Origin of the sequence: Actinoplanes sp. NPDC023801, assembly GCF_040639655.1 — a bacterium.
Classification (GTDB): domain Bacteria; phylum Actinomycetota; class Actinomycetes; order Mycobacteriales; family Micromonosporaceae; genus Actinoplanes.
Genome location: NZ_JBFAAI010000013.1, coordinates 1 through 23,259, shown reverse-complemented (window position 1 = coordinate 23,259; position 23,259 = coordinate 1). Strand labels below are relative to the sequence as shown.

The window sequence follows — 23,259 nt, the reverse complement described above, 5'->3', positions numbered from 1 at the left end:
CGGTCAGCCGGCGTCCTGGAGGACGTCCAGCGCGTATTTCAGGTCGTCAGGGTAGTCGCTGACGAACCGCACCTGCTCATACGTCCGGGGGTGGACGAATGCCAGCTCCCGTGCGTGCAGCCACTGCCGGTCGAGTTTGAGCCGGGCCGCCAGGGTGGGGTCGGCGCCGTACGCCGTGTCACCTACGCACGGGTGCCGCATCGCCGACATGTGCACCCGGATCTGGTGCGTCCGCCCGGTCTCCAGCCGCACGTCCACCAGGCTGGCCGACCGGAACGCCTCGACCGTGTCGTAGTGGGTGATGCTCGGCTTCCCGTCGGACATGACCGCGAACTTCCAGTCGGCGGTCGGGTGCCGGTCGATCGGCGCGTCGATGGTCCCGCGCAGCGGGTCGAGGTGTCCCTGGACCACGGCGTGGTACCGCTTCTCCACCTCGCGCTCCTTGAACGCCCGCTTCAGCAGGGTGTAGGCCTGCTCGCTCTTGGCCACCACCATGAGGCCGGTGGTGCCCACGTCGAGCCGGTGCACGACACCCTGCCGCTCGGCGGCACCGCTGGTGGCGACGTTCTGCCCCATCGCGGCCAGTCCGCCGATCACGGTCGGGCCGGTCCAGCCGGGGCTCGGATGCGCGGCGACGCCGACCGGCTTGTCGACCACCACGATGTCGTCGTCGTTGTAGATGATGCCCAGTCCGTGCACCGGCTCGGCCACCACGGCGGGGGACGCCACCGGCGACGGCAGGGTCACCTCGAGCCAGGAGCCGGCCGCGACCTTCTCCGACTTGAGCCGGGGAACGCCGTCGACCAGCGCGTCACCCGACTCGACCAGGGTGGCCGCGGCGGTCCGGGACAGGCCGAACAACCTGGAGACGGCTTGGTCCAGCCGCATCCCGTCGAGCCCGTCCGGCACCGGCAGGGATCGCTGCCCGCTCACGCTTTACTTCCCTCTTCCGTCGTCGCCTGCTCGGCCGTCGCGGCCTTCTTCTTCTCACTGACCAGGCGCGTGCCGTCCCGCTGGCGGCCCGTCAGTTCGAGCAGCACGGCCAGGCACACGCCGACGGTGAGGCAGCTGTCCGCGATGTTGAAGACGGCGAACTTCTCCCCGTACGGCCCGAACACGCTGATCATGTCGACCACGTGGCCTTGGAACGGCCCCGGGGCGCGGAACAGCCGGTCACCCAGGTTGCCCAGGGCACCGCCCAGCACCAGGCCGAGCGAGAGCCCCCAGGGCACCGACCGCAGCCGGCTCGCCAGCCACACGATCACGCCGACCACCACCAGGGTGATCACCGGGAAGATCCAGGTGTAGTCGCTGCCGAGGCTGAACGCCGCTCCGCTGTTGCGCAGCAGCGACAGGTAGACCAGGCCGCCGAGGATCCGGACCGGCTCGCCGGGATCCAGATTCTCGGTGGAGAGGTGCTTGACCCACTGGTCGACCGCCATGGCGATGACCGCGGTCACGGCCAGGACGGCCACCGCACGGGGCGTGAACCCCCGGGTGGCCTGTTCGTCGGCGTTCAGCGTCGTTCCTCCAACTGCTTGCACGAGACACAGAGAGTGGCGGAGGGGAACGCAGCCAGCCGTTCCACCGGGATCTGGTTGCCGCACCGCTCACACCAACCGTAGTTGCCCTGCCCGAGACGATCGATCGCGCGTTCGACCTGTGTGATCCGTTCGAGCAGGTTGTTGGCCAGCGTGATCTCCTGCTCCCGCTCGAACGTCTTGGTCCCGGTGTCGGCCTGGTCGTCCCCGGCCGAGTCGGCCAGCCGCTCGCGCTGCAACTCGGTGATCTCGCTGAGCGACTGATCGTACTCGGCCTGCAACTCGTCGAGCCGCGCGACCATCGCCTGCCGGATCTGCTCGGTCTCCGCCTCACTCCGGGTACGCTCCGCGGCGGATCCGCCGGTCGTGCCGGACCGGGTCTGGCTTGCCTTGGCCATCGTCGCCCCCTCGGCCGCCGTCCGGCGGCTATCAGCGGTCTACGGAACCGGGCGGCCGATTCGCCGGGCCGCGCCGTTCCCTGGTCTGTCCCCGTGGTGTCCGGGCCATCGGGCGCCCGGGTCCGGCGGGCGGCCTCGGTTCGCCGCCGTAGATCTTCCCCTACCTGCACAAAGGGCGCGGCTGGAAAACAGCCGCGCACTCCGGAGGGTGGCAAGAATACGGAACGTGAGGTAGCCGGACAACCCGTCACCACTCGGCAGACCCGGCAAAAAGCGGCAAACCACCCGGCCACTCATGAGATTGCCAGCTTCGAACCACGGGTGACGGAATGACCACTATCCGTCGTCGCGAAGTTCGCTGAGCCGCCGTTCCCAATCACCCTCCGATGCCGTCACGGTGAAGACCTTGTCCCGGCTCGTCGCACCCAGCCGCAGCGACACCGCAGCCGGTCGCAGCCCCAGCGCGGCAGCAAGCGCCCGGCGCACCGCCTCGGTCGCCTTGCCGTCCACCGCGGGCGCGCCCACCGCCACGATCAACGCCGGGCCGTGCGGCCCGTCGTAGCGCCCGCCGACCCGGGTACGGCCGGCGCCCGGACGCACCCGCACCGGTACCGACACCCCGGGATCCGGGGAGCTCACCGCTGCTGAGCGACCGCGGCGACCAGCCGGTCCACCGGCCGGCACAGCCCGCACGGACTGAAGCCGAGCTCGACCGCCTCGTTCGCCGGCAACGGTTCGGTCAGCCGTCCGACCAGGTGCGGGCAGTCGGCCATGTGGTAGCGGGGCCGTCCGTCGACCACCAGCACCTCGGTGTCGAACCGCGCCACCAGCACGGCGTCGGCGGGCCGCACCGACTGCGGCAGAGGCTCGTCGTCCGGGTCGTCGTCGTCCGGCTCGTCGAACTCGTCGCCCTGCTCGGGCGCCCCGGGGGCGGCCGCGGCGGGCCGCCAGGCCTGCTCGTCGGCATCGTCGTCCGCGGACACACCGCCGGAGCGGGCGGCCGAATCATCCGTGGAGTCAGAATCGGCATAGTCTGCGCCGACCGGCACCAACGGCTCTCCACGGTCACCCAGACGGGTGGCGGTGTCCCGGGCACCGGCCGCGCGGGCCTCGTCCACATCGATCGATGGCGATTCCCGGGAGTGCGCCTCGTAGTCGGCGGATTCGCCTGCGGAGGGCATCGGCGCGGGGGCAGAATCTTCCGCGAAGGCGGGAGCGGGAGCCGCCGGCTCGTCGAACTCGGGATCGTGCTCGGCACGGCGATCGGGCCGGCCCACCGGGACGTGCATCGCCCCGGATGCCTCCGCCGCCCGGCGGGCGGCAGCCTGACGGGTGCCGATGACGAGAGCGACCGCGGCCAGCAGGCTGACCACGATCGAGGTTATGAGAAGACTGCTTGAGCCGTTGACCAGGCCCAACGCGAGAAACAGAACCGCGACGGGGATGAGCAGGAGACTAGCAACGATCATGGCTCATCCTCGTCGCGGTGCGGTGGGCTGGGGTCAGCGGCCCGATTCGATGGAGTTGGTGCGGCCACCGCTGTAGGAGCCGGCGAGACCGGCCGCGGCGAGGCCACCGGAACCACCGACGGCACGGCCCGAGTCGGCCCGCGTGAGCTCGGCCTCGAGTCCCTGACCACGACCGTCCAGGTCACGGAGCTGGCTCTCCAGGTACGCCTTGAGCCGGGTGCGGTACTCCCGCTCGAACTGCTTCAGCTCCTCGATGTGCTTCTGCAGCGCGGTCCGCTTCGCGTCCAGCCCACCCATGGCCTCCTGGTGGCGCTGACGAGCGTCGCGCTCGAGAGCGTCGGCCTTGGCCCGGGCCTCGCGGGTGACCTCCTCCGCCTTGGAACGGGCGTCGGAGAGAAGCTTGTCGGCCTCACGGCGCGCGTCGGCGACGTGGTCGTCGGCGGTCCGCTGGGCCATCATCAGCACGCGCAGAGCCTGCTGCTCGCCGTCCGCACCGCCGGCGGGGGCGCCTGGGCCGGGGCCCTGGGCACGAACCTGCTCCAGCTCAGCCTGCATCTGACGGGCCGCCTGCTCGGCTGCCGTCTTGTCCCGCTGCACGCGGTCCAGCTGCGCTTTCAGGTCGTTGAGCTCGACCGCGAGCCGGGGGTCGGCACTCGGTCCCGCCGGTGCACCGCCACGGCCGCCACGCTCCACCTGCGCACGAAGCTCGTTGTTCTCCTCGATGAGACGGGCGAGTTCGCGCTCCACCTCGTCAAGGAAAGCGTCGACCTCCTCCTCGTCATACCCCCGCTTGCCGATCGGGGGCTTCTTGAAGGCGACGTTATGAACGTCGGCCGGGGTCAGCGGCATCGAAACTCCTCGGGTCAGTCGCGGCCGCGGTTGGGGCTGCTGTCTAGCTGTAGTTCAGGATCAGTTTTCTCAGTACGACGTCCATGAGCACGAACAGGATAACCAGCAGCACGATGGAAGCCAGGTCCAAACTCACGTTACCAATGCGCAGCGGTGGGATCACACGCCTCAACGCCTTGAGGGGCGGATCCGTGACGCTCCACACGGTCTCGAGTGCGGCCGACGCCCCCCGGCTCGGCTGCCAGCGCCGTCCGTACTGGAGCACCGCACTCAGCACGAACCTGGCCAGCAGCACGATGAAGAAGAGGTAGAGCGATATGTAGAGAATCTGGAGCACGATCGACAGCACGTCAGGTGGATCCCTCGTTCGGGTCAATCAAATCCGGGCCTCAGGTCAGCCTTGGGGTCGCGATCGACTGGCGGCCACCCTGAACTGATCGACTGCGGGGCCGATCAGCCCTGGGTGAAGAAGCCGCCCTCCGCGATCTTGGCCTTGTCCTCCGCGGTGACCTGGACATTCGCCGGAGAGAGCAGGAAGACCCGGTTGGTGACGCGCTCGATCGTACCCCGGAGACCGAAAGCCAGCCCGGCGGCGAAGTCGACCAGGCGCCGGGCGTCCGACTCATCCATCTCGGTGAGATTGATGATCACCGGCACACCGTCGCGGAAGTGCTCGCCGATCGTGCGCGCCTCCCGGTACGTGGTCGGATGCAGCGTGGTGATCTGGTAACGCTGCTCCTCCTCGGCCGGCCGCTGGTGCACCGGCTGCGGGTGGGCCACCGGCTGCGGCTTCAGCGCCAGATTCTCCCGGGTGGAGTAGGTGAGCGCCGCGGGCTGCTCCGGCGCCGGCGCGGGCCGGGTGATGGAGCGGACGCTCGCCCGATCGAGACGCTCGCTGTCCTCCCGGTCCAGGTCGGCACGGGCGGCGATCCGCTCGCGCTCGCGGCGCTCGGTGCGCGCCCGCGGGACGGTACGCTCGTCCTCGTCCTCGTCCTCGGCGAACTCGTCCGAGTAACGGTCGCTGGAGTAACGGTCCCGGTCACGATCCCGGTCGCGATCCCGATCCCGGTCGCGCTCACGCGAACGGTAGGAGGTCTCCCGGTAACCACGGTCGTCGTACCCGCGCTCGTCGTCCTCCTCGACGAGGCCCAGCCAGACGCCCGCCTTGCGAAACGCGCCGCCGCTCATGCCCGTCCCCCCTCTCGGGAGTCAGAAGCGCAGCCCGCCGACAGCATGAACTCCCTCCGGTCGCTCATGCCGTCTCTCCCTGCCGAGAGTCCATGCCCCCACCTCCGTCCGCTGTTGCGGCGCGCGCCCCCTCCGGCGTGCCGCGTCCCCCCTTACGAGCCGGAAGGCCGGATCCAAATCGGACCTTCACCTCACGACCCGCTACGACGCCGCGTCGTCCAATGCGAGACCCGTGCCGGTTCGTCACGTTGAACAACACCTGTGTAGTTTGCTGCCCGCCGCAAGGCTACCGCAGCGAGTTTCGCATCCCGAGTAAAGAAGTACCGATCCGTACGTGTGTCGCCCCATGCAGAATCGCGGCCTCCAGATCGCCGCTCATACCCGCCGAGACGGTTGTCGAACCGGGGTGACGGGAGGCCATTTCAGCTGCCACGACAGCCAGCCGGGCGAAGGCCTGGCCGGGGTCCTCGCCCAGTGGTGCGACAGCCATCAGACCACCCAGCCGCAACCCCGGCGACGAGGCCACTGCGTCGGATACCCGCCAGAGATCATCACCGGTCACGCCGCCACGCGCAGGATCACCGTCGAGGCTCACCTGGACGAGGACCTCGAGCGGGACCTCACGGTCGGCGGCGGCCCGGCCGAGCGCCTCGGCGAGCCGCACCGAGTCCACCGATTCGACCACGTCGGCGTACCCGATAACCGATTTGGCCTTGTTGCGCTGCAGCTGGCCGATGAAGTGCCAGCGCGGGGCTGCCCCTCCGGCGCGCACGGCCGCCGCCTTGGCGGCAGCCTCCTGATCACGGTTCTCGCCGACGTCGGTGACACCGAGCCCGGCGAGCAACAGGACGTCGCTCGCCGGGTAGGTCTTGGTCACCGCGGTCAGGGTGACCGCGTCCGGTGGCCGTCCGGCCGCCGCGCAGGCACGCGCGATGCGCTCCCGCACCCGTTCGAGAGAGGCGGCGAGCTCAGCGCGCCGTCCGGCGTCGGTCAAGGTTCAACCTTCTTGGGGTACGGGAGAAAGCGTCGCGGGACAACGAGGAACGGACGTTCAGGAACCGTTCTTCAGGAAGTCCGGCACGTCGACGTCGTCGAAGAGCACCCGGCTGCGCGGCGGCGGGGTGGTCGTGGACGGCGGCGGGGCGACCGGCGTGGCCGGGACCGGGGGCAGGTGGCTCCCGGTCGACGGGGCCGGCACCTTGCGGGCGGGCTCGGACGGCTTGTAGGCGGGCGCACCCGCGTCGAAGCCGGCCGCGATCACCGTGACCCGGACCTCGTCACCGAGAGCGTCGTCGATCACCGCACCGAAGATGATGTTGGCGTCCGGGTGGGCCGCATCGGTCACCAGCTGTGCCGCGTCGTTGATCTCGAAGAGACCGAGGTCCGAGCCACCGGCGATGGAGAGCAGCACGCCGCGGGCGCCGTCCATGCTCTGTTCCAGCAGCGGGCTGGAGATCGCCTTCTCGGCGGCCTCGACCGCCCGGTTGTCGCCACGGGCACTACCGATGCCCATGAGGGCACTGCCGGCGTTGCTCATGACGCTCTTGACGTCGGCGAAGTCCAGGTTGATCAGACCCGGCGTGGTGATCAGGTCGGTGATGCCCTGGACACCGGAGAGCAACACCTGGTCGGCCTGACGGAACGCGTCCATCATGCTGATGCCGCGGTCGCCGAGCGCGAGCAGCCGGTCGTTCGGGATCACGATCAGGGTGTCGCACTGGTTGCGCAGCTCGTCGATGCCGGCCTCGGCCTGCACCTGGCGCCGCTTGCCCTCGAAGTTGAACGGGCGCGTCACCACGCCGATCGTGAGGGCGCCCAGTTTGCGCGCGATGTTGGCGACCACGGGCGCACCGCCGGTGCCGGTGCCACCGCCCTCGCCACAGGTGACGAAGACCATGTCGGCGCCCTTGAGCACCTCTTCGATCTCGTCCCGGTGGTCCTCGGCGGCGTTCTTGCCGACCTCGGGCTGGGCGCCGGCGCCCAAGCCACGGGTGAGTTCCCGGCCGACGTCCAGCTTGACGTCGGCGTCGCTCATCAACAGCGCCTGGGCATCGGTGTTGATCGCGATGAACTCCACACCCTTGAGCCCAACTTCGATCATGCGGTTGACGGCGTTGACGCCGCCACCGCCGATGCCGACGACCTTGATTACCGCGAGGTAGTTGTGCGGAGGTGTCATCGGGCTCAGCCTTCCCTTCCGGGGTTGGCGGATGTCGACGGCCCCTGCGGTCCCGGGAACCGCACTTCGACATCCGCTGTCCTACAAGGGAGGGCGAGGAAACCCTCACCCTCTACTAGAGGTTCAGAGTTATGTCAACCAGTTGAACCTCTCGACGCAACGTATGCGGACATGCCGCCGCAACCAAAGACCCGGGGCGGCGTGTCGCGTGCGCTTAGGAGGTGAGTATCCGACTCACCCGTAACCTTGGACCTTTTATTGCGTTCATCACGCTTTGTCCGATTAACCGCTGCGTCAGCGAATGGTCACCACTTTCACGGCGCTCACGTCGATCTCGTCGCCCTTCTGCTTCAGCAGTACGGTCGCGACGGTGCTCTTGCGTTCGCTCTTGGTGTCGTCACCCCAGATGACCACCCGCCCCTTGCGCAGCTCCAGACGGATCTGCACGGGTGACGGCACCGAGATGGCCACCAGCTGCTCGCGCAGCTCCTCACTGAGCGCGGCCAGCACGGTCAGCGCCGATGCGGTGTTCCCGTCCCCGGCGCCCGGTGTGGCCAGCCGGGCCAGCGGCAGCCCCTCCGGCGGAGCGGCCACCGCGCGGAACGGCACACCCTCGTCGTCGATCAGCAGGAACCGGTCCTGCGCCGGCACGGCGGCCACCGCCGTGCGCTCCACCACCTCGACCACCACGGCCGACGGCCAGCTGCGCCGGACCAGCACCCGATCCACCGCGGGCAGCCCGCGAACCCGGGACCCGACCGCGTCCAGATCCACCCGGGCGAGAGGGCGGAGCGGCTCGACGGCCGCGGCGCCCCGGATCTCGTCGGCGGTGAGCGTCACGGCGCCGACCACCCGCACATCCCGGACCCCGAGCACCGAGGTGCCGTAGACCAGCCAGGCCAGCCCGCCTACGACCAGCAGCACACCGGCACCGATCAGCCAGGGCATGGCGGCACGCAAACGCCGCTGCCGGGCACGCGCCATGAACCGCCGGGCCGACGGCGGCACGGCGTCCGTGTCGGCCCGGACCAGCCGCCAGTTACGTGTGCCCCCGCCGGCCACCGGACTCAGCCCGCCAGGTCCGGCTGGTGGTCGGCCTCCGCCAGCGCGGCGAGCAGCTCGTCCCCCATCAGCGAGATCGGCGGCGCGCCCATCGTCACCACCACGTCGCCGGGACGGCTGCGCCGGACCACCTCGGCCGGCACGTCCTCCCAGTCCGGCACGAACACCTTGCGCCCGGCCGGCAGGTCGATCGCCGCGGTCAGCGCCCGGCCGCCCTCGCCCGGCCCACGGGTCTCCCCCGGACCGAAGACCTCCATGCAGATCACCTCGTCGGCGACCGCCAGGCCGTCGGCGAGGTCGGCCTCCAGGTCCCGGGTGCGGTACACCCGGTACGGCTGGAAGACCACCAGCAGCCGCCCGTCCCCGGCCACCTCGCGCAGCGTGCGCAGCGCCGCCTTGACCGAGGTCGGGTGGTACGCGTACTCGTCGTACACCCGCACGCCGGCGGCGATGCCCTTGCGCTCGAAGCGGCGCCGGACACCGGGGAAGGACTCCAGTGCCTCGGTCACCTTGGTGAGCTCGATGCCCAGTTTCAGGGCGGTCAGGACGGTGGCCGCGCTGTTCAGGCCCATGTGGGTGCCGGGCAGGGCCAGCTTGAACTCGCCGAGCGGCTTCCCGTGCAGCTCCGCCCGGTAACGCACGCCGCTGGTCGAGGAGGTGATGTCGAAGATCCGCAGATCGGAGCCGGCCGACTCGCCGTACGTGTAGACGGTCTTGCCCTGGGCCTTGAGGCCCGCGATGAGCTCGTCGGTGCCCGGGCCGTCCGCGCAGGTCACCACGAACCCGTCGGCCAGGCCGCCGAACTCGAGGAACCCGGCCTTCAGCGTCTCCAGGTCGCCCCAGTTGTTGAGGTGATCGCCCTCGATGTTGGTGATGATCGCGACGTGCGGGCGGTAGATCAGGAACGTCCGGTCGTGCTCGTCGGCCTCGGCCACGAAGTGCGGGCCGGTGCCGTGGTGACCGTTGGACCCGGCGGCGGACATCTCACCGCCGATCACGAAGGACGGGTCCTGCCCGGCGTGCTGCAGGATCACCGTCATGATCGAAGTGGTGGTGGTCTTGCCATGGGTGCCGGCCACCGCGATGGTCTGCCGGTCGGTCATGGCCGCGGCCAGTGCCTCGGAGCGGTGCAGCACGCGCAGCCCGCGCCGGCGGGCCTCGACCATCTCCACATGATCCTTCGGGATGGCGGTCGAGTAGACCACCGTGTCCACCCCGTCGAGGTTGGACGGCTCGTGGGCCATGTGGATCGTGCCGCCGAGCGCACGCAGGGCGGTCAGCGCGGGCCACTCGCGCAGCTCGCTCCCGGAGACCGGCACACCGCGGGTGAGCAGGAGCCGGGCCAGGCCGGCCATGCCGACCCCGCCGATCCCGATCAGGTGCACACTGCCCAAATCCTCGGCGGTCATCTCACCGGCCGGCGTCAGCTCCGCCGTGTTCACAGTTCCACTCCCTCGATAAAGCTCACTCAGCTCACCGCTTCGAGAACGAAGCGCAGCAGTTGCTCGTCGCCGTCACGACGTCCGTACCGTGCGGCGGCCTCACCCATCGCGGCGAGCCGCTGCCGGTCCCGCGCCAGCGGGATGATGTTGCTCTCGATCCAGTCCGGGGTCAGTTCACTGTTGTCGACAAGCATGCCGCCCCCGGACTCGACCACGGGCAGCGCGTTGCGGCGCTGCTCCTGGTTGCTGAACGGGTACGGCACGTAGATCGCCGGCATGCCGAGCGCGGTCGTCTCGGCCACCGTGATCGCTCCGCCCCGGCAGAGCATCAGGTCGGCGGCAGCGTAGCCGAGCTGCATGTCCGACAGGTAGGGCACGACGACGTAGGGAACCGGCAGGTCGCTCGGCACCTCGAACGGGTCGTTGCGCCCGCCCTGCACGTGCAGCACCTGAATGCCGGCGTGCGCCAGCCGCTTCGCCGCCGCGGCCACCGCCAGGTTGATCGTGCGGGCGCCGGACGAGCCGCCGGAGACGAACAGCACCGGCAGGTCCGGGCGCAACCCGAAGTGGTAGAGCGCCTGCGGGCGCAACGCTGGCCGGTCCATCCCGGTGATCCCGGTGCGCAGCGGCACGCCGACGAGCCGGGCGTTGCGCAGCGACTCGGCCTGCTCCAGCTGGTGCGGGAACCCCACGGCGACCCGCTTGGTGAACTTCATGCCCATCCGGTTCGCGACACCGGGCGGCACGTTGACCTCGTGGATCACGATCGGCATCTCCCGGCGCCACGCGGCCAGATACGCCGGGACCGACACGTACCCGCCGAAGCCGACGACCACCTGGGCCTGCACCTCGTCGATGATCTCACCGGCCGCCTGGGCGGACTTGTACATCCGGTCCGGCGTGCGAAGCAGGTCCAGGTTGAGCGTCCGGGGCAGCTGGAACGCGGGGATGACCCGCAGGTCGTAACCGGCCGCGGGGATGAGCTCGTTCTCCATGCCCTTGGGGCTGCCCAGGGTGGTGATCCGGATGTCCGGGAAGTGGCGCCGCAGAGCGTCGGCGAAGGCGAGCAGCGGATAGATGTGACCGCCGGTGCCTCCTCCGGCGAGCACGACCGACCGCAGCGGACCCATCACCGTCTCCTTCCCTCCCCCACGCCCTCGGGTACCGCCCGGTTGCCCGGCTTCTTCTGGGCAGCCGGACGTTGCTCTCCGGGCCGCCGCGGCGGGGGCAGCGGCGGCAGCGGGGCCCAGACTAGCCGTACCCATCGAGGGGTCGGACGGGCGTTCAGGGCCCGGGCCGCGTCGGGCTCCGCGCGGGCGAACGACGCCAGGATGCCGACCGCCGCCATCGTCACGACAAGGGCACTGCCACCTGCGGAGATGAACGGCAGTGGCAGGCCGGTGATGGGCAGCAGCCCGACCACCCCACCCATGTTGATCACGGCTTGCGCGACCAGCCAGGTGGTGATCGCGGTCGCGGCGAGGCGCCGGAACGGGTCGCTCACCCGGCGCGCGATCCGGAAGCCGGTGTACGCCAGCACCGACAGCAGCGCCAGCACCACGGTGCAGCCGACCACGCCGAGCTCCTCGGCGACGATCGCGAAGATGAAGTCGTTGCCCGCCTCCGGCACCCAGCCCCACTTCAGGGCGCTCTCGCCGAGACCGACCCCGAACCAGCCGCCCTCGAAGATCGCCGAGCGGCCCTGGATCAGCTGATAGCAGTACTCACCGGCCGGGCTGGAGGTGTCGCACTGCTCGAGCGGCTCCAGGAAGGCGGTCAGCCGCCGCCAGCGGTAGTTGTCCGCTTCGGCCGAACCGGAACCGGCGCCGCGGGAGGCGGCTGCGATCAGCAGGCCCACACCGGCCAGGCCCAGCACACCGAGTGCACCGAAGACCCGCAGCCGCACACCGGCCGCCCAGAGCAGGCCGACGATCAGTGCCAGCAGCACCAGCATCGTGCCCAGGTCGTTGTAGCCGACCAGGATGAAGAGCAGCCCGACCACCGGGAAGAGCGGCATGGCCAGCTCACGCCAGTGGCCCAGGGCCGGGCCCTTGCGGGCGATCATGTCGGCACCCCAGAGCACCATGCCCAGTTTGGCCAGCTCGCCGGGCTGCATGCTGAACGACCCGAGATAGAGCCAGTTCAGGTTGGCGTGGACGGGGCCGAGCTCGGGACCGTCGGTGCCGACGTGCACCACTCCCGCGGCGCCCAGCACGTGGAGGCCGGCCAGCGCCGTCAACAGGACGATCGCCGACCCGAGCACCACCCGGCTGAGTGCCCGCAGGGTCACCGCCGGCAGCCGCTGGAAGATCCAGAACGCGACCAGGCCGAGCAGCGCGTAGACGACCTGGCTGCTGATGTCGGTGAAGGCGTTACCGGTCTTCGCGTACGCCTTCACGCTGGTGGCCGAGAAGACCATGGTGAGCCCGATCAGCAGCAGCAGACTGCAGCTGGCGATCAGCAGGTAGTACGACGACAGGGGTCTGGCCAGCAGCCCGTGCACCGCGGGCAGGAGCTGCCGGCTCAGTGACGGGCGGGCCATGTGAGAACGGTCGTCCGCCATACCCCCATCATCGTCCGATGTCCACACATGGACGCACACCGTCGATGGCGTGTCGCACGGGGCTTTGTCACCTGCGCCACGCGGACGCGCTCCCCATCAGATCGGCATCACGGCGCAGATTGCCGTACGGATCCCGGTTTGGGTCAGTGCCGGGCTGAAGGTGAACACCCACTGCTTCGGATCGGCGGGCTCCTGCTTGCTGGAGGTCACTACCGAGGTCTCCGATGCTCCCGGCGTGAAGTAGCCGTGAATCGCCATGCTGCCCACCGGGCAGGACACCCAGGCCGTGGTGACACCGGACACCGGCCAGCTCACCACCGTCAGTCCGGAGACGGCGTCAGCGCCGGCCGGCCCTGTTGGGCCTGCCGGTCCGATCGGGCCTTGGGCACCCGTCGCCCCGGTGGCACCCGTCGCCCCGGTGGCACCCGTGGCCCCGGTGGCACCCGTGGCACCGGTGGCTCCGGTAGCACCGGTTACTCCCGGCGGACCGACCGGGCCTGTCGGACCGGTCGCGCCCGCGGGCCCGGCGGGGCCGACGTCCCCAGCAGGCCCTTTCTCCCCGGCGGGCCCTCTTTCCCCCGCCTGCCCTCTTTCCCCCGCCTGCCCTCTTTCCCCGGCCGGCCCAGCAGGCCCTCGGTCCCCGGCGGGACCCGACGCGTTCCACTGGCGCAGGACCTCGCCCGGACGGCAGGCCGTCGTCGTGGGCAGCATCCAGCGGATGACGCCGTTCTTCGCCATCACGCAGACCTTGATCACCTCAGGGTCGTCCATGAGGCGCGACGGCACGACCGGACCGGCGGCGACCGCCGCGGTGGCACCGGGCAGCGCCATCGCGACGGCCCCGGCCGACGTGAGCAGGAATCTCGAGATCATCGAAATGACCCTCCGCAGGAATCAACAACGCTCGGTAGTTGGCGCAGTTGAGCCTAGGAATGATCTGATCTCTTCCGGATGAGGACCGGCATTCTGACCGGGCCGGCCCTCCTCGCGTGCTAGCCCATGACCGCCAGGTGCTCGCTGTAGAACAGGCCCAGACCGATCGCGGCACAGATGCCCGCGATGATCCAGAACCGCACCACGATGTTGACCTCGCTCCATCCGGCCAGCTCGAAGTGGTGCTGCAGCGGTGACATCCGGAAGACCCGCTTGCCGGTGGTCTTGAACGAGATGATCTGGATGACCACGGACATCGTGATGATGACGAAGAGCCCGCCGATGATGACCGACAGCAGCGTGGTGCGGGTGGCCACGGCAAGACCGCCGATCAGGCCGCCCAGCGCGAGCGCGCCCGTGTCGCCCATGAAGATCCGGGCCGGATTGGTGTTCCACCAGAGGAACCCGACACAGGCGGCGGCCGCGGCGGCCGCGATCATCGCGATCTCGAGGGGGTCGCGTACCTGATAACAGTGCTCCGCGGTGGCCGAGCCCGCCGCGCCGACGTAGTCGTCGTCACCGCACCAGTGCCGGTACTGCCAGAAACCGATGAGCGAGTAGGCACCGAGTACCAGGATCGACGCGCCGGTGGCGAGGCCGTCCAGACCGTCGGTGAGGTTCACGCCGTTCGACATCGCCATGATCACGAAGACGAACACCATGACCGAACCGACCTTGCCGACGTCCAGCCAGCTCACGTCCCGGATGAAGGAGATCTGCTCGCTGGCCACCGTCTGGCCGTTGGTGCTGGGGAAGTAGAGCGCGGCGATACCGAACACGGTGCCGATCACGAGCTGCCCGAGGAGCTTGCCCTTGGCGCTGAGACCGTCCGAGTTGCGTTTGCGCACCTTGAGGAAGTCGTCCATGAAGCCGACCGCGCCGCAGAACACGAAGAGACCGAGCAGGACCAGGGCGGTCATGGTCGGCTTCTCCTGGGCGATCTGCCGCTCCGGGAGGGTGGTCAGCGCCAGGTGGCCGGCGGCGTAGGCGAAGAGGGTGGCGAGGATGAACGCCACGCCGCCCATCGTGGGAGTGCCCCGCTTGCCCAGGTGGGTCTGCGGGCCGATGGTCCGGATCGGCTGACCGGCCTTGAGCGCCGAGAACACCCGGATCGCGAGTGGGGTGCCGAAGAGCGAGATGAGAAAGGCGACCGCGGCCGCGACGATGACTGCCCTCACGTGGGCTGAACCTCCTCTAGCGGGACCGAGCCGGCTTCCCCGTGGCTCCGGGGTTCGCTGCGCTCACTCCTCGCCACGGGACGCAGCCAGTCGGCGACATCCCATGTGCGGTACCGGGAACCCTTGACCAGCACGACATCGTCGGCGCGCAGGTCGTGGCGCAAGATCTCGATCGCGGCGGCCTGGTCGACGGCGAGGAGCCCCGTGCCCTGCCAGCCGGCCACTCCGGCGGCGCCGTCCAGAATCGGACCCGCATCGCCGGTCACCGCGATCAGCCGGTCCACCCCGAGCTCGGCGGCGAGCCGCCCGACCTCGGCGTGACCGGACACCTCGTGCTCACCGAGCTCGGCCATGAAACCGAGAACGGCGGTGGTGCGTCTGCCTCCGCTCATCGCCGCCAGGGCGCGCAGTGCGGCCGAGGTGGACGACGGGTTGGCGTTGTACGAGTCGTCGATGACCGTGACACCGTCGGGCCGGGCGAACACATCCATCCGGCGCTCGGAGGCGATGCCGACCTCGCCGAGCGCGACGACCAGGTCGTCGAAGGTCATCCCGGCGGCAAGTGCCACGGCGCCGGCCGCCAGCGTGTTCGCGACCTGGTGCTCCCCGGCCACAGCTAGCTGGACGGCGCCGGTCCGCGAACCGTCGGACAAGATGTAAGAGGCACGTCCGGCCGCGTCGAGCGTGACATCCGAGGCGGTGAGCGACCCGGTCGACCCGACCAGGACCACCGAGGCCGATGTACGCGAGGCCATCGCGGCCACCAGCGGATCGTCCGCGTTCAGCACCGCGACGCCGGACGACGGCAGCGCCTCGACCAGCTCGCCCTTGGCCAGCGCGGTGCCCTCCTTCGACCCGAACTCGCCGATGTGCGCCGTACCGATGTTCAGGACGACGCCGATCGACGGGCGGGCGATGCCGGTCAGGTACCTGATGTGCCCGATGCCACGGGCGCCCATCTCCAGCACCAGGAACCGGGTCTGTCCGGAGGCCCGCAGAACGGTGTACGGGAAACCCAGCTCGTTGTTGAGCGAGCCGGGCAGCGCGACCGTGGGCCCGAGCCGGGACAGCAGCTGCCCGATGTAGTCCTTCGTGGTGGTCTTGCCGGACGAGCCGGTCAGCCCGACCACGGTGAGTCCGTCGAGCCGGGACACCACGGCCCGGGCCAGCGCGGCGAGAGCGGCCAGCGGGTCGTCGACGACGATCCCGGGCACGCCGGTCTCCCGCGAGCCCAGTACGGCCGCGGCGCCCGCGGCGGCGGCGACGCCCGCGAAGTCGTGGCCGTCGACCTTCTCGCCCTCGAAGGCGACGAACAGGCCGCCCGGCCCGATCTTGCGGGAGTCGTACTCGACGTCACCGGTCACGGTCACGGCCGGGTCGTCGACGACCCGGCCACCGGTGATCGCGGCGATCTCGGCGAGGGAGAGCGGAATCATGCGCGGGCCTCCAGAGCGGCGGCGAGCTCGATGCGGTCGTCGAACGGCAGCACTTCGCCGTTCACCTCCTGCCCCTGTTCGTTGCCCTTGCCGAGCACGGCGATCACGTCACCGGCCGTGGCCAGGCGGACGGCCTCGGCGATGGCGGCACCACGGCCGGCCACTTCGATGACCTTGGCGGCCGAGGGCGCCTCCTCGGCACCACGGCGCACCGCCGACCGTACGACAGAGGGGTCCTCGGTCCTGGGATTGTCATCGGTGATGATCACCAGGTCGGCGCCCTGCGCCGCGGCCTCACCCATCAACGGTCGTTTGCCCTGGTCCCGGTCGCCACCGGCGCCGATCACGCAGATCAGCCGGCCGCCCCGGGTGATGGCGAGACCGCGCAGCGCCGCGAGCGCCGCCACGATCGCGTTGGGCTTGTGGGCGTAGTCGACCACGCCCAGCACGTCCCCGGGCGACGGCACCAGCTCGAGCCGGCCGGGCACACCCCGGCAGGCGGCGATGCCGTCCCCGGCGAGCCGGGCGTCCACGCCGGCCGCGACCAGCAGCGCCAGAGCGAGAAGCGCGTTGGCGACGTTGTGCAGGCCGGGCAAGGCCACTCCGGTCTCCACCGTCACGCCGTCCGGGCCGTGGGCGGTGAACCGCTGACCGAATGCGGACGGCCGGACATCGGTGGCCCACCAGGTGGCCGCCGGGTCGCCGGCCGCCGAGTACGTGACGGTCGACGGTTTGAGCAGCGGACGCAGCGCCGGGTCGTCGAAATTGATCACCTCGGCGGCCGAGCGGCCGTCGAAGAGGCGGGCCTTGGCCTCGAAGTAGTCCTTCGAGGTGGGGTGGAAGTCCAGGTGGTCCTGACCGAAGTTGGTGTAGCCGCCGGCCGCGAACCGGATGCCGTCGGCCCGGCCCATCACCAGCGCGTGGCTGGACACCTCCATGACCACCGCCTCGACACCGCGCTCGACGCCGGTGGCGAGGATCGCCTGCAGGTCGGTGGCCTCCGGGGTGGTCCGCACGCTCTTGACCACCAGGTCGCCGAGCCGCGTCTCCACCGTGCCGACCAGGCCGGTGACCCGCCCGGCAGCCCGCAGACCGGCCTCGACCAGGTACGCGGTGGAGGTCTTTCCGGCCGTGCCGGTGATGCCGATCATCTCCAGGCGCCGCGACGGCTCGCCGTAGATCGCCGACGCCGCCGCGCCGAGCACCGCCCGGGGATCGGCGGCCACCAGCACCGGCAGGCCCGCCGCGACAGCCGCGGCGGAACCGGCGGGATCGGTCAGCACGGCCACCGCGCCGGAGCGGGCGGCGTCGGCGACGAACTCCGCGCCGTGCCGGTTCGCGCCGGGCAAGGCCGCGTACAGATCACCAGGACGCACCTCCCGGCTACTGTGCGTGACACCAGTGACCGGGACGTCACCGCCGGTCAAAGCTGCCGGTAGCAGCTCCGCGAGCCGCCTCAACAGGCACGGCGCGACGGTCTCGGGACGTGGAATGCCGGACACGGCGTCAGACCCTACCCCGTCCCTGAGGGCTCGCTGTCAACGCCATGCGGCCCGCGTCATTCCTTGATCGTGAAGGTTGGCGGCTTGCTACCGGACGGTGGCACATGGTTATGAACGAGGACGTAGGACATCATGTCGCTGAACGCCGGTGCCGCCACGTCACCGCCGCCGCCGCTGCTGACGTCCATCGACACCGCGATCACGTACCGCGGGTTGTCGGCCGGGGCCATGCCGATGAACGAGCTGGCGTTGTGGCTGGTGTACTGCCCGTCGATGAGCAGCTTGCCGGTGCCGGTCTTGCCCGCCACCCGGTAACCGGTGACCCGCGCGGCCCGTCCGGTACCGCTGTCGGTCGCGACCACCGCTTCCATCATGTAGCGCAGCTGCTGCGACACGTCGGCGTCGAGCACCCGGTGCGTCGACGGCGCCGGAGCCGGGGTGACCTTGCCGTCCTCACCGGAGATGGTGGCCTTGATCAGATGCGGCTGGATGTAGACGCCGTCGTTCGCGATCGCGCCGTATCCGGCCGCCATCTGGATCAGCGTGGCCGAGACGCTGTGCCCGATCGGCACCGAGCCGTACGAGGAGCCGCTCCAGTCCTGTGGCGCCAGCAGCGCGCCCTCGGCCTCGGCGGGCGCACCCTCACCGGTCGCCTTCCCCAGCCCGAACTTCTGCTGGTACTCGTAGACCTTCTCCTTGCCGAGACGGTCGGCGATCAGGATCGTGCCGACGTTCGACGAGTGCGCGAGCAGTCCCGGCATCGTCATCCGGGTGCCCTTCTTCTCCTTGTGCGTGTCCTCGAAGAGGGTGTCGCCCTTGCGGATCGCCGGACCGATCTCGAGCAGCTCGTCCGGCTTGATGAGACCCTCCTGCAGGGCCGCACCGAAGATGAACGCCTTGTGACTCGAACCGGGATCGGTGACCACGCTGCTCGGCATGTCGATCCGCTTCTCGGCGGCTACCGCGTCCGGGTCGGCCGCGTTGTACGACGGATAACTGGCCTGGGCCAGCACCTCGCCGGTCCGGGCGTCGAGCACCACCGCGCCGCCGACCGTCGCGTTCTTCTTCTTGCCGGCCGCGTCAAGCACCCGCTGCACCTGGAACTGCAGGTCCTGGTCGATGGTGAGCTGCAACGAGTTGCCCGGCCGGGCCGGGGTGTCCTGCTGGAACCCGCCCGGGATCGGCGCGTTCAGGTTGCCGGCGCCCCGCTCGAACACCCGGTTGCCGTCCCGGCCGTGCAGCAGGTCGTCGTACCGGGCCTCCAGCCCTTCGAGGCCGCGGCCCTCGACACCGGTGAAGCCGATCAGGTTCGACGCGAGGTCGCCCTGCACGTGACGGCGCGCGTCGGTCGCGGTGTAGATGCCGGGCAGGCGCAGCGCGTCGACCTGGTCGGCGACCGTGATGTCCACGCCCCGGGTCAGGTAACGGAACCTCGACCACTTGCCGCCGACCAGCTGCTTGCGCTGCATGCTCGCGTACAGCTCGGACCTCGAGACGCCGAGCAGCCGTGCCAGCTTCTCGGCCGTACCGGGCAGGTCCTTCTGCAGGTCGGTGTTCTCCGGGTCGGCGTAGACGTAGCGCGCCTCGACGCTGTGCGCCAGCACGTTGCCGTTGCGGTCCAGGATGCTGCCGCGCGGAGCGGGGAGCTTCACACTGCTCAGCCGGTCCTGCCGCAGCTCCAGCAGGCTCGCGGCCTCCTCCGGGGAGGTGGCCACCTGCAGCACCACCAGCCGGACGCCGATGGTGATGAAGAGCGAGAGCGCGAGGACGGTGCCGAGCCGCAGCCGCCGGGTGCTGTTCGCGAGCTTCGGCGGTTCGCTCGGGACCGGCCGGCGGGCCGAGGTCCGTCGTGGTCCTTCTTTTTCTCTGGTACGGGTACGGTCAGCCCTCGCCCGGTCAGCGGCGCGCGCCCGGTCCGCGGTGGCCCGGTCACGGCGCTCCGGCTCACGGACACGGCTCTGCTCCCGCGGCTTGGCCTGCTCGCGGGTCTTGGCCTGCTCGCGCAGTTTGGCCTGCTCGCGGGCCTTGGCCTGCTCACGCGGTTTGGGCTGCTCGCGGGTCTTGGGCTGCTCGCGGGGCTTCTCCTGGTCACGCTGGGCGGGCGGCTCGGCATTGCGGCCACGGGTCCGGGAACGCTGGCCGCTCTCACCGCCGTCGAGCACCTGCAGCGCCGGCCGGAACGGGTCGGCGTTACGGCCCGCACCGCGCGGCAACCGGCCCCGCTCGGCCACGGTACGGCCGCGCGGGGTGTAGGCGCGCGCGTCCCCGATGCTGGAACGGCCACGCCGGCCCTCACGTGGGTCGTCGGCGGATTCCTCACCGGGCAGGTCACGTGACGAACCGCGCCGGGGTGGTGTCCCCCGGCGCGGTTCCTCGTCGTCGGCTCGCGGCGACATCGCTGCCCTACCGCTCGGCCACGGCGGACGGTGTACCCGTCTCGCGCAGCCCGTCATCGGTGGTCGGCGCGGTCGGGCCGCGGCCCGGCGCCGGCGGACGAACGATGTCGCCGTTGGGCAGCCAGATCACCGCGGGCTCGTCGGCTTGGACCAGGCCGAGCCGGCGCGCGGCCGCGTGCAGGTTGCCCGGGCCGGAGAGCTCGTAGATCTGCCGGTCCAGTTCCTGCTGACGCTTGTCGAGGGTGGTCTTCTCCTTGCGCAGCGCGTCGAGCCGGAAGGACTGCTCCATGGTCTTGGTGTTGATCAGCAGGATGCCGACCACGCCGACCAGCACCACGGCGATGATCGCTGCGGCGAAGGTGGCCCGCGGCGCGCGGACCGGAAGCGGCGGCGCCACCCAGAGCCGCGGACGGCTCTGCGGCGGCGTGTCGCCACTCACCTCGATGGACAGCGCGGTGGCACCGTCGACCGGTGCGGACGCGTCCGTTGCCTTCTGGCTCCGCATCCCTGACCGGCGCGTGTCGCCCCGCTCGGGACGGCGTGTCCCCCGAACGCCGGCACCCGTGGTCTCGGCATCGCGGCTCACCCGGCGCGTGTTGCGCGGCTGCGCCGGCCGGCCCCCCGACCGCGGCGCCTCGGATCGCTCGCTCATGCTCGTCCCTCCCCCTCTACATTCGCCCCGGGGCGTATCCGCCCTCGTCCCCCGCGCGTTGTAGACATTCGGGGCCGTTCGCGGTCGGCTCCGAACGCCTTCTCCAACTTCGTGACCTGCTCCTGCTCGTCGATCCGTTCCACCGCCCGCAGCTTCACCGAGGCCGCCCTCGGGTTCGCCGCCACCTCCGCCTCGATGGGCGGCTCGGACCCACGGGTCAGGAGCCTCAGGCTGGGACCGGTCCCGGGCAGTTCGACCGGCAGGTCGACCGGCCCGGTACTACGCGACCTCGCGGTGAGTTCGCGCTTGACGATCCTGTCCTCCAACGATTGATAACTCATCACCACAAGACGCCCCTTGGGCGCCAGCGCGTCCAAAGCAGCCGGAACCGCTCCTTCGAGCGCCTCCAGCTCGCCGTTCACCTCAATGCGTAGTGCCTGAAACGTCCGTTTTGCGGGATTTCCACCCGTTCGCCGCGCGGCGGCCGGGATGGCGTCCTTCACCAGCTCGGCCAGCCGTGCGGTCGAGGTGATCCGCGCCTTCGCCCGCTCCCGCACGATCGACGAGACAATCCGCGGGGCGAACTTCTCCTCGCCGTACTGCCGCAAAACGCGAACAAGATCACCCGGCTCGTAGCCGTTCACGACTTCCTCGGCGGTCACGCCGCGGGACTGGTCCATCCGCATGTCCAACGGGGCGTCCTGGGCGTACGCGAATCCGCGATCCGCCTCGTCCAGCTGCAACGAGGAGACCCCGAGATCGAACAACCCACTGTGGATCGCCGGAATCCCCAACTCCTCGAGAACCCGCGGCAGCTCGTCATAGACGGCGTGGACCAGGTGCGCCCGATCGCCGAAACGGATCAGCCGGTGCCGTGCGTGTGCGAGCGCCTCGGTGTCCCGGTCGAGTCCGACCAGGACGACGTCCGGGAATCGCTCGAGAACCGCTTCGGCGTGGCCCCCCAAGCCGAGCGTGAAGTCGACATGCACGGCGCCCGGCAACTCGAGGCCGGGAGCCAGCAGTTCGAGGCAGCGTTCCAGCAGCACCGGCACATGCGTGCCCCGCGGCTCCCCCATGTCGACCCCCATTGCCTCAACAGCTCGCGTCCCACTCGTTTGTTACCTGCGCTGTCCGGCCCGGTCGTCCATCCGTACCGCCAGATCCCCATCCGCTCTCATGTCCCGAGCCGGCGAACCGGCCCTGGACACGCGCCTGGCGCCGGGGAAGAGGCGCCAGGAGCGGGAGCGGCTGGAGATCTCGCAGTACGGCGGTAGTGACGTCGTCCGGGCCGACTCAGCGGCCAACGAGTGCCACGCCCTACAGCCCGCCGGGCAGCACCCCCTCCTCGATGTCGGCGAATTCCTGCTCGCTCGCCGAGAGGTAGTCGTCCCACGCCTGCTTGTCCCAGATCTCGACCCGGGTGCTGGCGCCGATCACCACAAGATCACGACCAAGGCTGGCATACTCCCGCAAATGGGCAGGAATCGTTACCCGGCCCTGCTTGTCGGGAACCTCGTCGTGCGCACTGGCGAAGAACACCCGGCCGTACGCCCGGGCCGCCTTGTTCGTAACCGGTGCCTCGCGCAGCTGACCGGCGATGCGCTGGAATTCCGGCATCGGGAACACATACAGACAGCGCTCCTGCCCCTTGGTGATCACGACACCTCCCGCCAGCTCATCACGGAACTTCGCCGGGAGGATCAGCCGGCCCTTTTCGTCCAGGCGCGGAGTGTGCGTGCCGAGAAACATCGGCCCCCACCCCTTTGCCGTGGCGCCCGCTCCTTCGCGGAGGGAGTGGACCGCCTGTCAACTCGGGCCGGCAGGTCCGGCGTCATTCCTCCGCCCTGCCACTGAGCTCCACTCTACTCCACTTCCCTCCACCTGCAACCCAAAAGCGAACGCTCGCGGGCCGTCTTCCCGGACGTAATCCCAGTTCACAGGCGGTGGAGCGAAGTGGGGGTGGTGACCATGATCAACAAGGTCCGGTTTCCGACATGGAGGCGTTCGGGTCGAAAAAACCCCGTCGAAATGGCCGCCGGCGCTCCGGTTGAGCCCCCCGTGGAGGGAAGTGGAGGCTTCCGTGGAGGAAAGTGGCGATGCGCGAACCACCCCGATCCACTTCGTTCCGTCGCCGCGGATCCACATCGCCCGGTCGCCGGCCTCCACATCGCTCAGCCCCCATTGGTCCCCGGGGCACCCCCAGCTCCCCCACCCCGCCGACTCCCCCACGGCACCTACCGCCCGGCGACCACCCACCTCCCGTCCGCCGCTTGAGACCCCACTCCCCGCGCCGTCCCTGGCATCCGGCGACTCCTCCTGCCGCCCAACTCACCCAACCCCGGCCGGCACACACCGCTGCCTCAGGCCCACCGAAACAGCGGTGGAGCACGGCCGGAAACGGAGACGCCCCGGGGGGCGGAACCACGTCCGGGGCAACGCCCACCGGCGGCGCGGGGGTTGGGGTAGAAAAA

22 protein-coding genes are annotated in these 23,259 nt (G+C 70.3%); all 22 read right to left on the bottom strand.

The genetic code is table 11. From position 1 onward, the window contains the following. Window positions 1-3: 3 nt before the first annotated feature. Entirely contained in the window at window positions 4-888 is an 885-nt protein-coding gene (locus AB0G04_RS22940) for an RluA family pseudouridine synthase (RefSeq protein ID WP_360986632.1), read from the bottom strand. A gap of 41 nt (window positions 889-929) precedes the next feature. After that, entirely contained in the window at window positions 930-1,520 is a 591-nt protein-coding gene (gene lspA / locus AB0G04_RS22935) for a signal peptidase II (RefSeq protein ID WP_360986629.1), read from the bottom strand. Further along, window positions 1,517-1,939: a TraR/DksA family transcriptional regulator gene (locus AB0G04_RS22930; protein WP_360986095.1), complete on the bottom strand. Its 423-nt coding sequence runs from the start codon at window positions 1,937-1,939 to the stop codon at window positions 1,517-1,519. Before AB0G04_RS22930 ends, lspA begins: the two co-directional genes overlap by 4 nt. Window positions 1,940-2,275: 336 nt before the next feature. Beyond that, window positions 2,276-2,578 carry a DUF167 domain-containing protein gene (locus AB0G04_RS22925; RefSeq protein WP_360986092.1) on the bottom strand — a complete coding sequence of 101 codons (303 nt, stop codon included), beginning with the start codon at window positions 2,576-2,578 and terminating at the stop codon, window positions 2,276-2,278. After that, window positions 2,575-3,228, bottom strand: a complete 654-nt coding sequence (locus AB0G04_RS22920; protein WP_360986626.1) for a hypothetical protein — start codon at window positions 3,226-3,228, stop codon at window positions 2,575-2,577. Before AB0G04_RS22920 ends, AB0G04_RS22925 begins: the two co-directional genes overlap by 4 nt. A 213-nt stretch (window positions 3,229-3,441) precedes the next feature. Further along, on the bottom strand, window positions 3,442-4,257 hold the full coding sequence (locus AB0G04_RS22915; protein ID WP_360986089.1) for a DivIVA domain-containing protein: 816 nt from the start codon (window positions 4,255-4,257) through the stop codon (window positions 3,442-3,444). Window positions 4,258-4,300: 43 nt separating this feature from the next. Next, on the bottom strand, window positions 4,301-4,606 hold the full coding sequence (locus AB0G04_RS22910; RefSeq protein WP_360986086.1) for a YggT family protein: 306 nt from the start codon (window positions 4,604-4,606) through the stop codon (window positions 4,301-4,303). Window positions 4,607-4,710: 104 nt separating this feature from the next. After that, entirely contained in the window at window positions 4,711-5,445 is a 735-nt protein-coding gene (sepF, locus tag AB0G04_RS22905) for a cell division protein SepF (RefSeq protein ID WP_360986083.1), read from the bottom strand. 286 nt (window positions 5,446-5,731) lie between these two features. Further along, the gene (locus tag AB0G04_RS22900) at window positions 5,732-6,439 is read right to left on the bottom strand and encodes a YggS family pyridoxal phosphate-dependent enzyme (protein WP_360986080.1); all 708 of its coding nucleotides are present in this window, start codon (window positions 6,437-6,439) and stop codon (window positions 5,732-5,734) included. A gap of 57 nt (window positions 6,440-6,496) precedes the next feature. Beyond that, on the bottom strand, window positions 6,497-7,624 hold the full coding sequence (gene ftsZ, locus AB0G04_RS22895) for a cell division protein FtsZ (protein ID WP_360986077.1): 1,128 nt from the start codon (window positions 7,622-7,624) through the stop codon (window positions 6,497-6,499). A gap of 294 nt (window positions 7,625-7,918) precedes the next feature. Next, window positions 7,919-8,686 carry an FtsQ-type POTRA domain-containing protein gene (locus AB0G04_RS22890; protein WP_360986074.1) on the bottom strand — a complete coding sequence of 256 codons (768 nt, stop codon included), beginning with the start codon at window positions 8,684-8,686 and terminating at the stop codon, window positions 7,919-7,921. A gap of 5 nt (window positions 8,687-8,691) precedes the next feature. After that, window positions 8,692-10,128: a UDP-N-acetylmuramate--L-alanine ligase gene (murC, locus tag AB0G04_RS22885; RefSeq protein ID WP_360986071.1), complete on the bottom strand. Its 1,437-nt coding sequence runs from the start codon at window positions 10,126-10,128 to the stop codon at window positions 8,692-8,694. A 26-nt stretch (window positions 10,129-10,154) separates the two neighbouring features. Beyond that, window positions 10,155-11,258, bottom strand: a complete 1,104-nt coding sequence (murG, locus tag AB0G04_RS22880; RefSeq protein WP_360986068.1) for an undecaprenyldiphospho-muramoylpentapeptide beta-N-acetylglucosaminyltransferase — start codon at window positions 11,256-11,258, stop codon at window positions 10,155-10,157. Continuing rightward, a complete protein-coding gene (locus AB0G04_RS22875; RefSeq protein WP_360986065.1) occupies window positions 11,258-12,691 on the bottom strand; it encodes a putative peptidoglycan glycosyltransferase FtsW in 1,434 nt (477 codons plus the stop codon). The genes murG and AB0G04_RS22875 overlap by 1 nt, the downstream gene beginning before the upstream one ends. Window positions 12,692-12,787: 96 nt before the next feature. Then, window positions 12,788-13,564 (bottom strand): hypothetical protein, encoded by a 777-nt coding sequence (locus tag AB0G04_RS22870; RefSeq protein WP_360986062.1) that lies wholly within the window; start codon window positions 13,562-13,564, stop codon window positions 12,788-12,790. A 119-nt stretch (window positions 13,565-13,683) separates the two neighbouring features. Beyond that, window positions 13,684-14,802, bottom strand: a complete 1,119-nt coding sequence (gene mraY / locus AB0G04_RS22865; protein ID WP_360986059.1) for a phospho-N-acetylmuramoyl-pentapeptide-transferase — start codon at window positions 14,800-14,802, stop codon at window positions 13,684-13,686. Beyond that, window positions 14,799-16,238, bottom strand: coding sequence for a UDP-N-acetylmuramoyl-tripeptide--D-alanyl-D-alanine ligase (murF, locus tag AB0G04_RS22860; protein ID WP_360986056.1), 1,440 nt, complete (start codon window positions 16,236-16,238; stop codon window positions 14,799-14,801). Before murF ends, mraY begins: the two co-directional genes overlap by 4 nt. Beyond that, on the bottom strand, window positions 16,235-17,701 hold the full coding sequence (locus tag AB0G04_RS22855; protein ID WP_360986623.1) for a UDP-N-acetylmuramoyl-L-alanyl-D-glutamate--2,6-diaminopimelate ligase: 1,467 nt from the start codon (window positions 17,699-17,701) through the stop codon (window positions 16,235-16,237). The genes murF and AB0G04_RS22855 overlap by 4 nt, the downstream gene beginning before the upstream one ends. Window positions 17,702-17,796: 95 nt before the next feature. Next, complete coding sequence (locus AB0G04_RS22850; protein WP_360986053.1) at window positions 17,797-20,136, bottom strand: penicillin-binding transpeptidase domain-containing protein; 2,340 nt, start codon at window positions 20,134-20,136, stop codon at window positions 17,797-17,799. Between the two features lie 7 nt (window positions 20,137-20,143). Beyond that, complete coding sequence (locus tag AB0G04_RS22845; RefSeq protein WP_360986050.1) at window positions 20,144-20,641, bottom strand: hypothetical protein; 498 nt, start codon at window positions 20,639-20,641, stop codon at window positions 20,144-20,146. Window positions 20,642-20,784: 143 nt separating this feature from the next. Beyond that, a complete protein-coding gene (gene rsmH / locus AB0G04_RS22840) occupies window positions 20,785-21,876 on the bottom strand; it encodes a 16S rRNA (cytosine(1402)-N(4))-methyltransferase RsmH (protein WP_360986047.1) in 1,092 nt (363 codons plus the stop codon). A gap of 229 nt (window positions 21,877-22,105) precedes the next feature. Next, window positions 22,106-22,537, bottom strand: coding sequence for a division/cell wall cluster transcriptional repressor MraZ (mraZ, locus tag AB0G04_RS22835; RefSeq protein ID WP_106316969.1), 432 nt, complete (start codon window positions 22,535-22,537; stop codon window positions 22,106-22,108). Window positions 22,538-23,259: the final 722 nt, after the last annotated feature.

Bases quoted from the DNA above. Each gene is read 5' to 3' on its own strand.
- AB0G04_RS22940 (WP_360986632.1), bottom strand. From the start codon at position 888: ATGCGGCTGGACCAAGCCGTCTCCAGGTTGTTCGGCCTGTCCCGGACC.
- AB0G04_RS22930 (WP_360986095.1), bottom strand. From the start codon at position 1,939: ATGGCCAAGGCAAGCCAGACCCGGTCCGGCACGACCGGCGGATCCGCC.
- AB0G04_RS22920 (WP_360986626.1), bottom strand. From the start codon at position 3,228: ATGCACGTCCCGGTGGGCCGGCCCGATCGCCGTGCCGAGCACGATCCC.
- AB0G04_RS22915 (WP_360986089.1), bottom strand. From the start codon at position 4,257: ATGCCGCTGACCCCGGCCGACGTTCATAACGTCGCCTTCAAGAAGCCC.
- sepF (WP_360986083.1), bottom strand. From the start codon at position 5,445: ATGAGCGGCGGCGCGTTTCGCAAGGCGGGCGTCTGGCTGGGCCTCGTC.
- ftsZ (WP_360986077.1), bottom strand. From the start codon at position 7,624: ATGACACCTCCGCACAACTACCTCGCGGTAATCAAGGTCGTCGGCATC.
- murG (WP_360986068.1), bottom strand. From the start codon at position 11,258: ATGGGTCCGCTGCGGTCGGTCGTGCTCGCCGGAGGAGGCACCGGCGGT.
- AB0G04_RS22875 (WP_360986065.1), bottom strand. From the start codon at position 12,691: ATGGCGGACGACCGTTCTCACATGGCCCGCCCGTCACTGAGCCGGCAG.
- AB0G04_RS22870 (WP_360986062.1), bottom strand. From the start codon at position 13,564: ATGATCTCGAGATTCCTGCTCACGTCGGCCGGGGCCGTCGCGATGGCG.
- murF (WP_360986056.1), bottom strand. From the start codon at position 16,238: ATGATTCCGCTCTCCCTCGCCGAGATCGCCGCGATCACCGGTGGCCGG.
- AB0G04_RS22850 (WP_360986053.1), bottom strand. From the start codon at position 20,136: ATGTCGCCGCGAGCCGACGACGAGGAACCGCGCCGGGGGACACCACCC.
- AB0G04_RS22845 (WP_360986050.1), bottom strand. From the start codon at position 20,641: ATGCGGAGCCAGAAGGCAACGGACGCGTCCGCACCGGTCGACGGTGCC.
- rsmH (WP_360986047.1), bottom strand. From the start codon at position 21,876: ATGGGGGTCGACATGGGGGAGCCGCGGGGCACGCATGTGCCGGTGCTG.
- mraZ (WP_106316969.1), bottom strand. From the start codon at position 22,537: ATGTTTCTCGGCACGCACACTCCGCGCCTGGACGAAAAGGGCCGGCTG.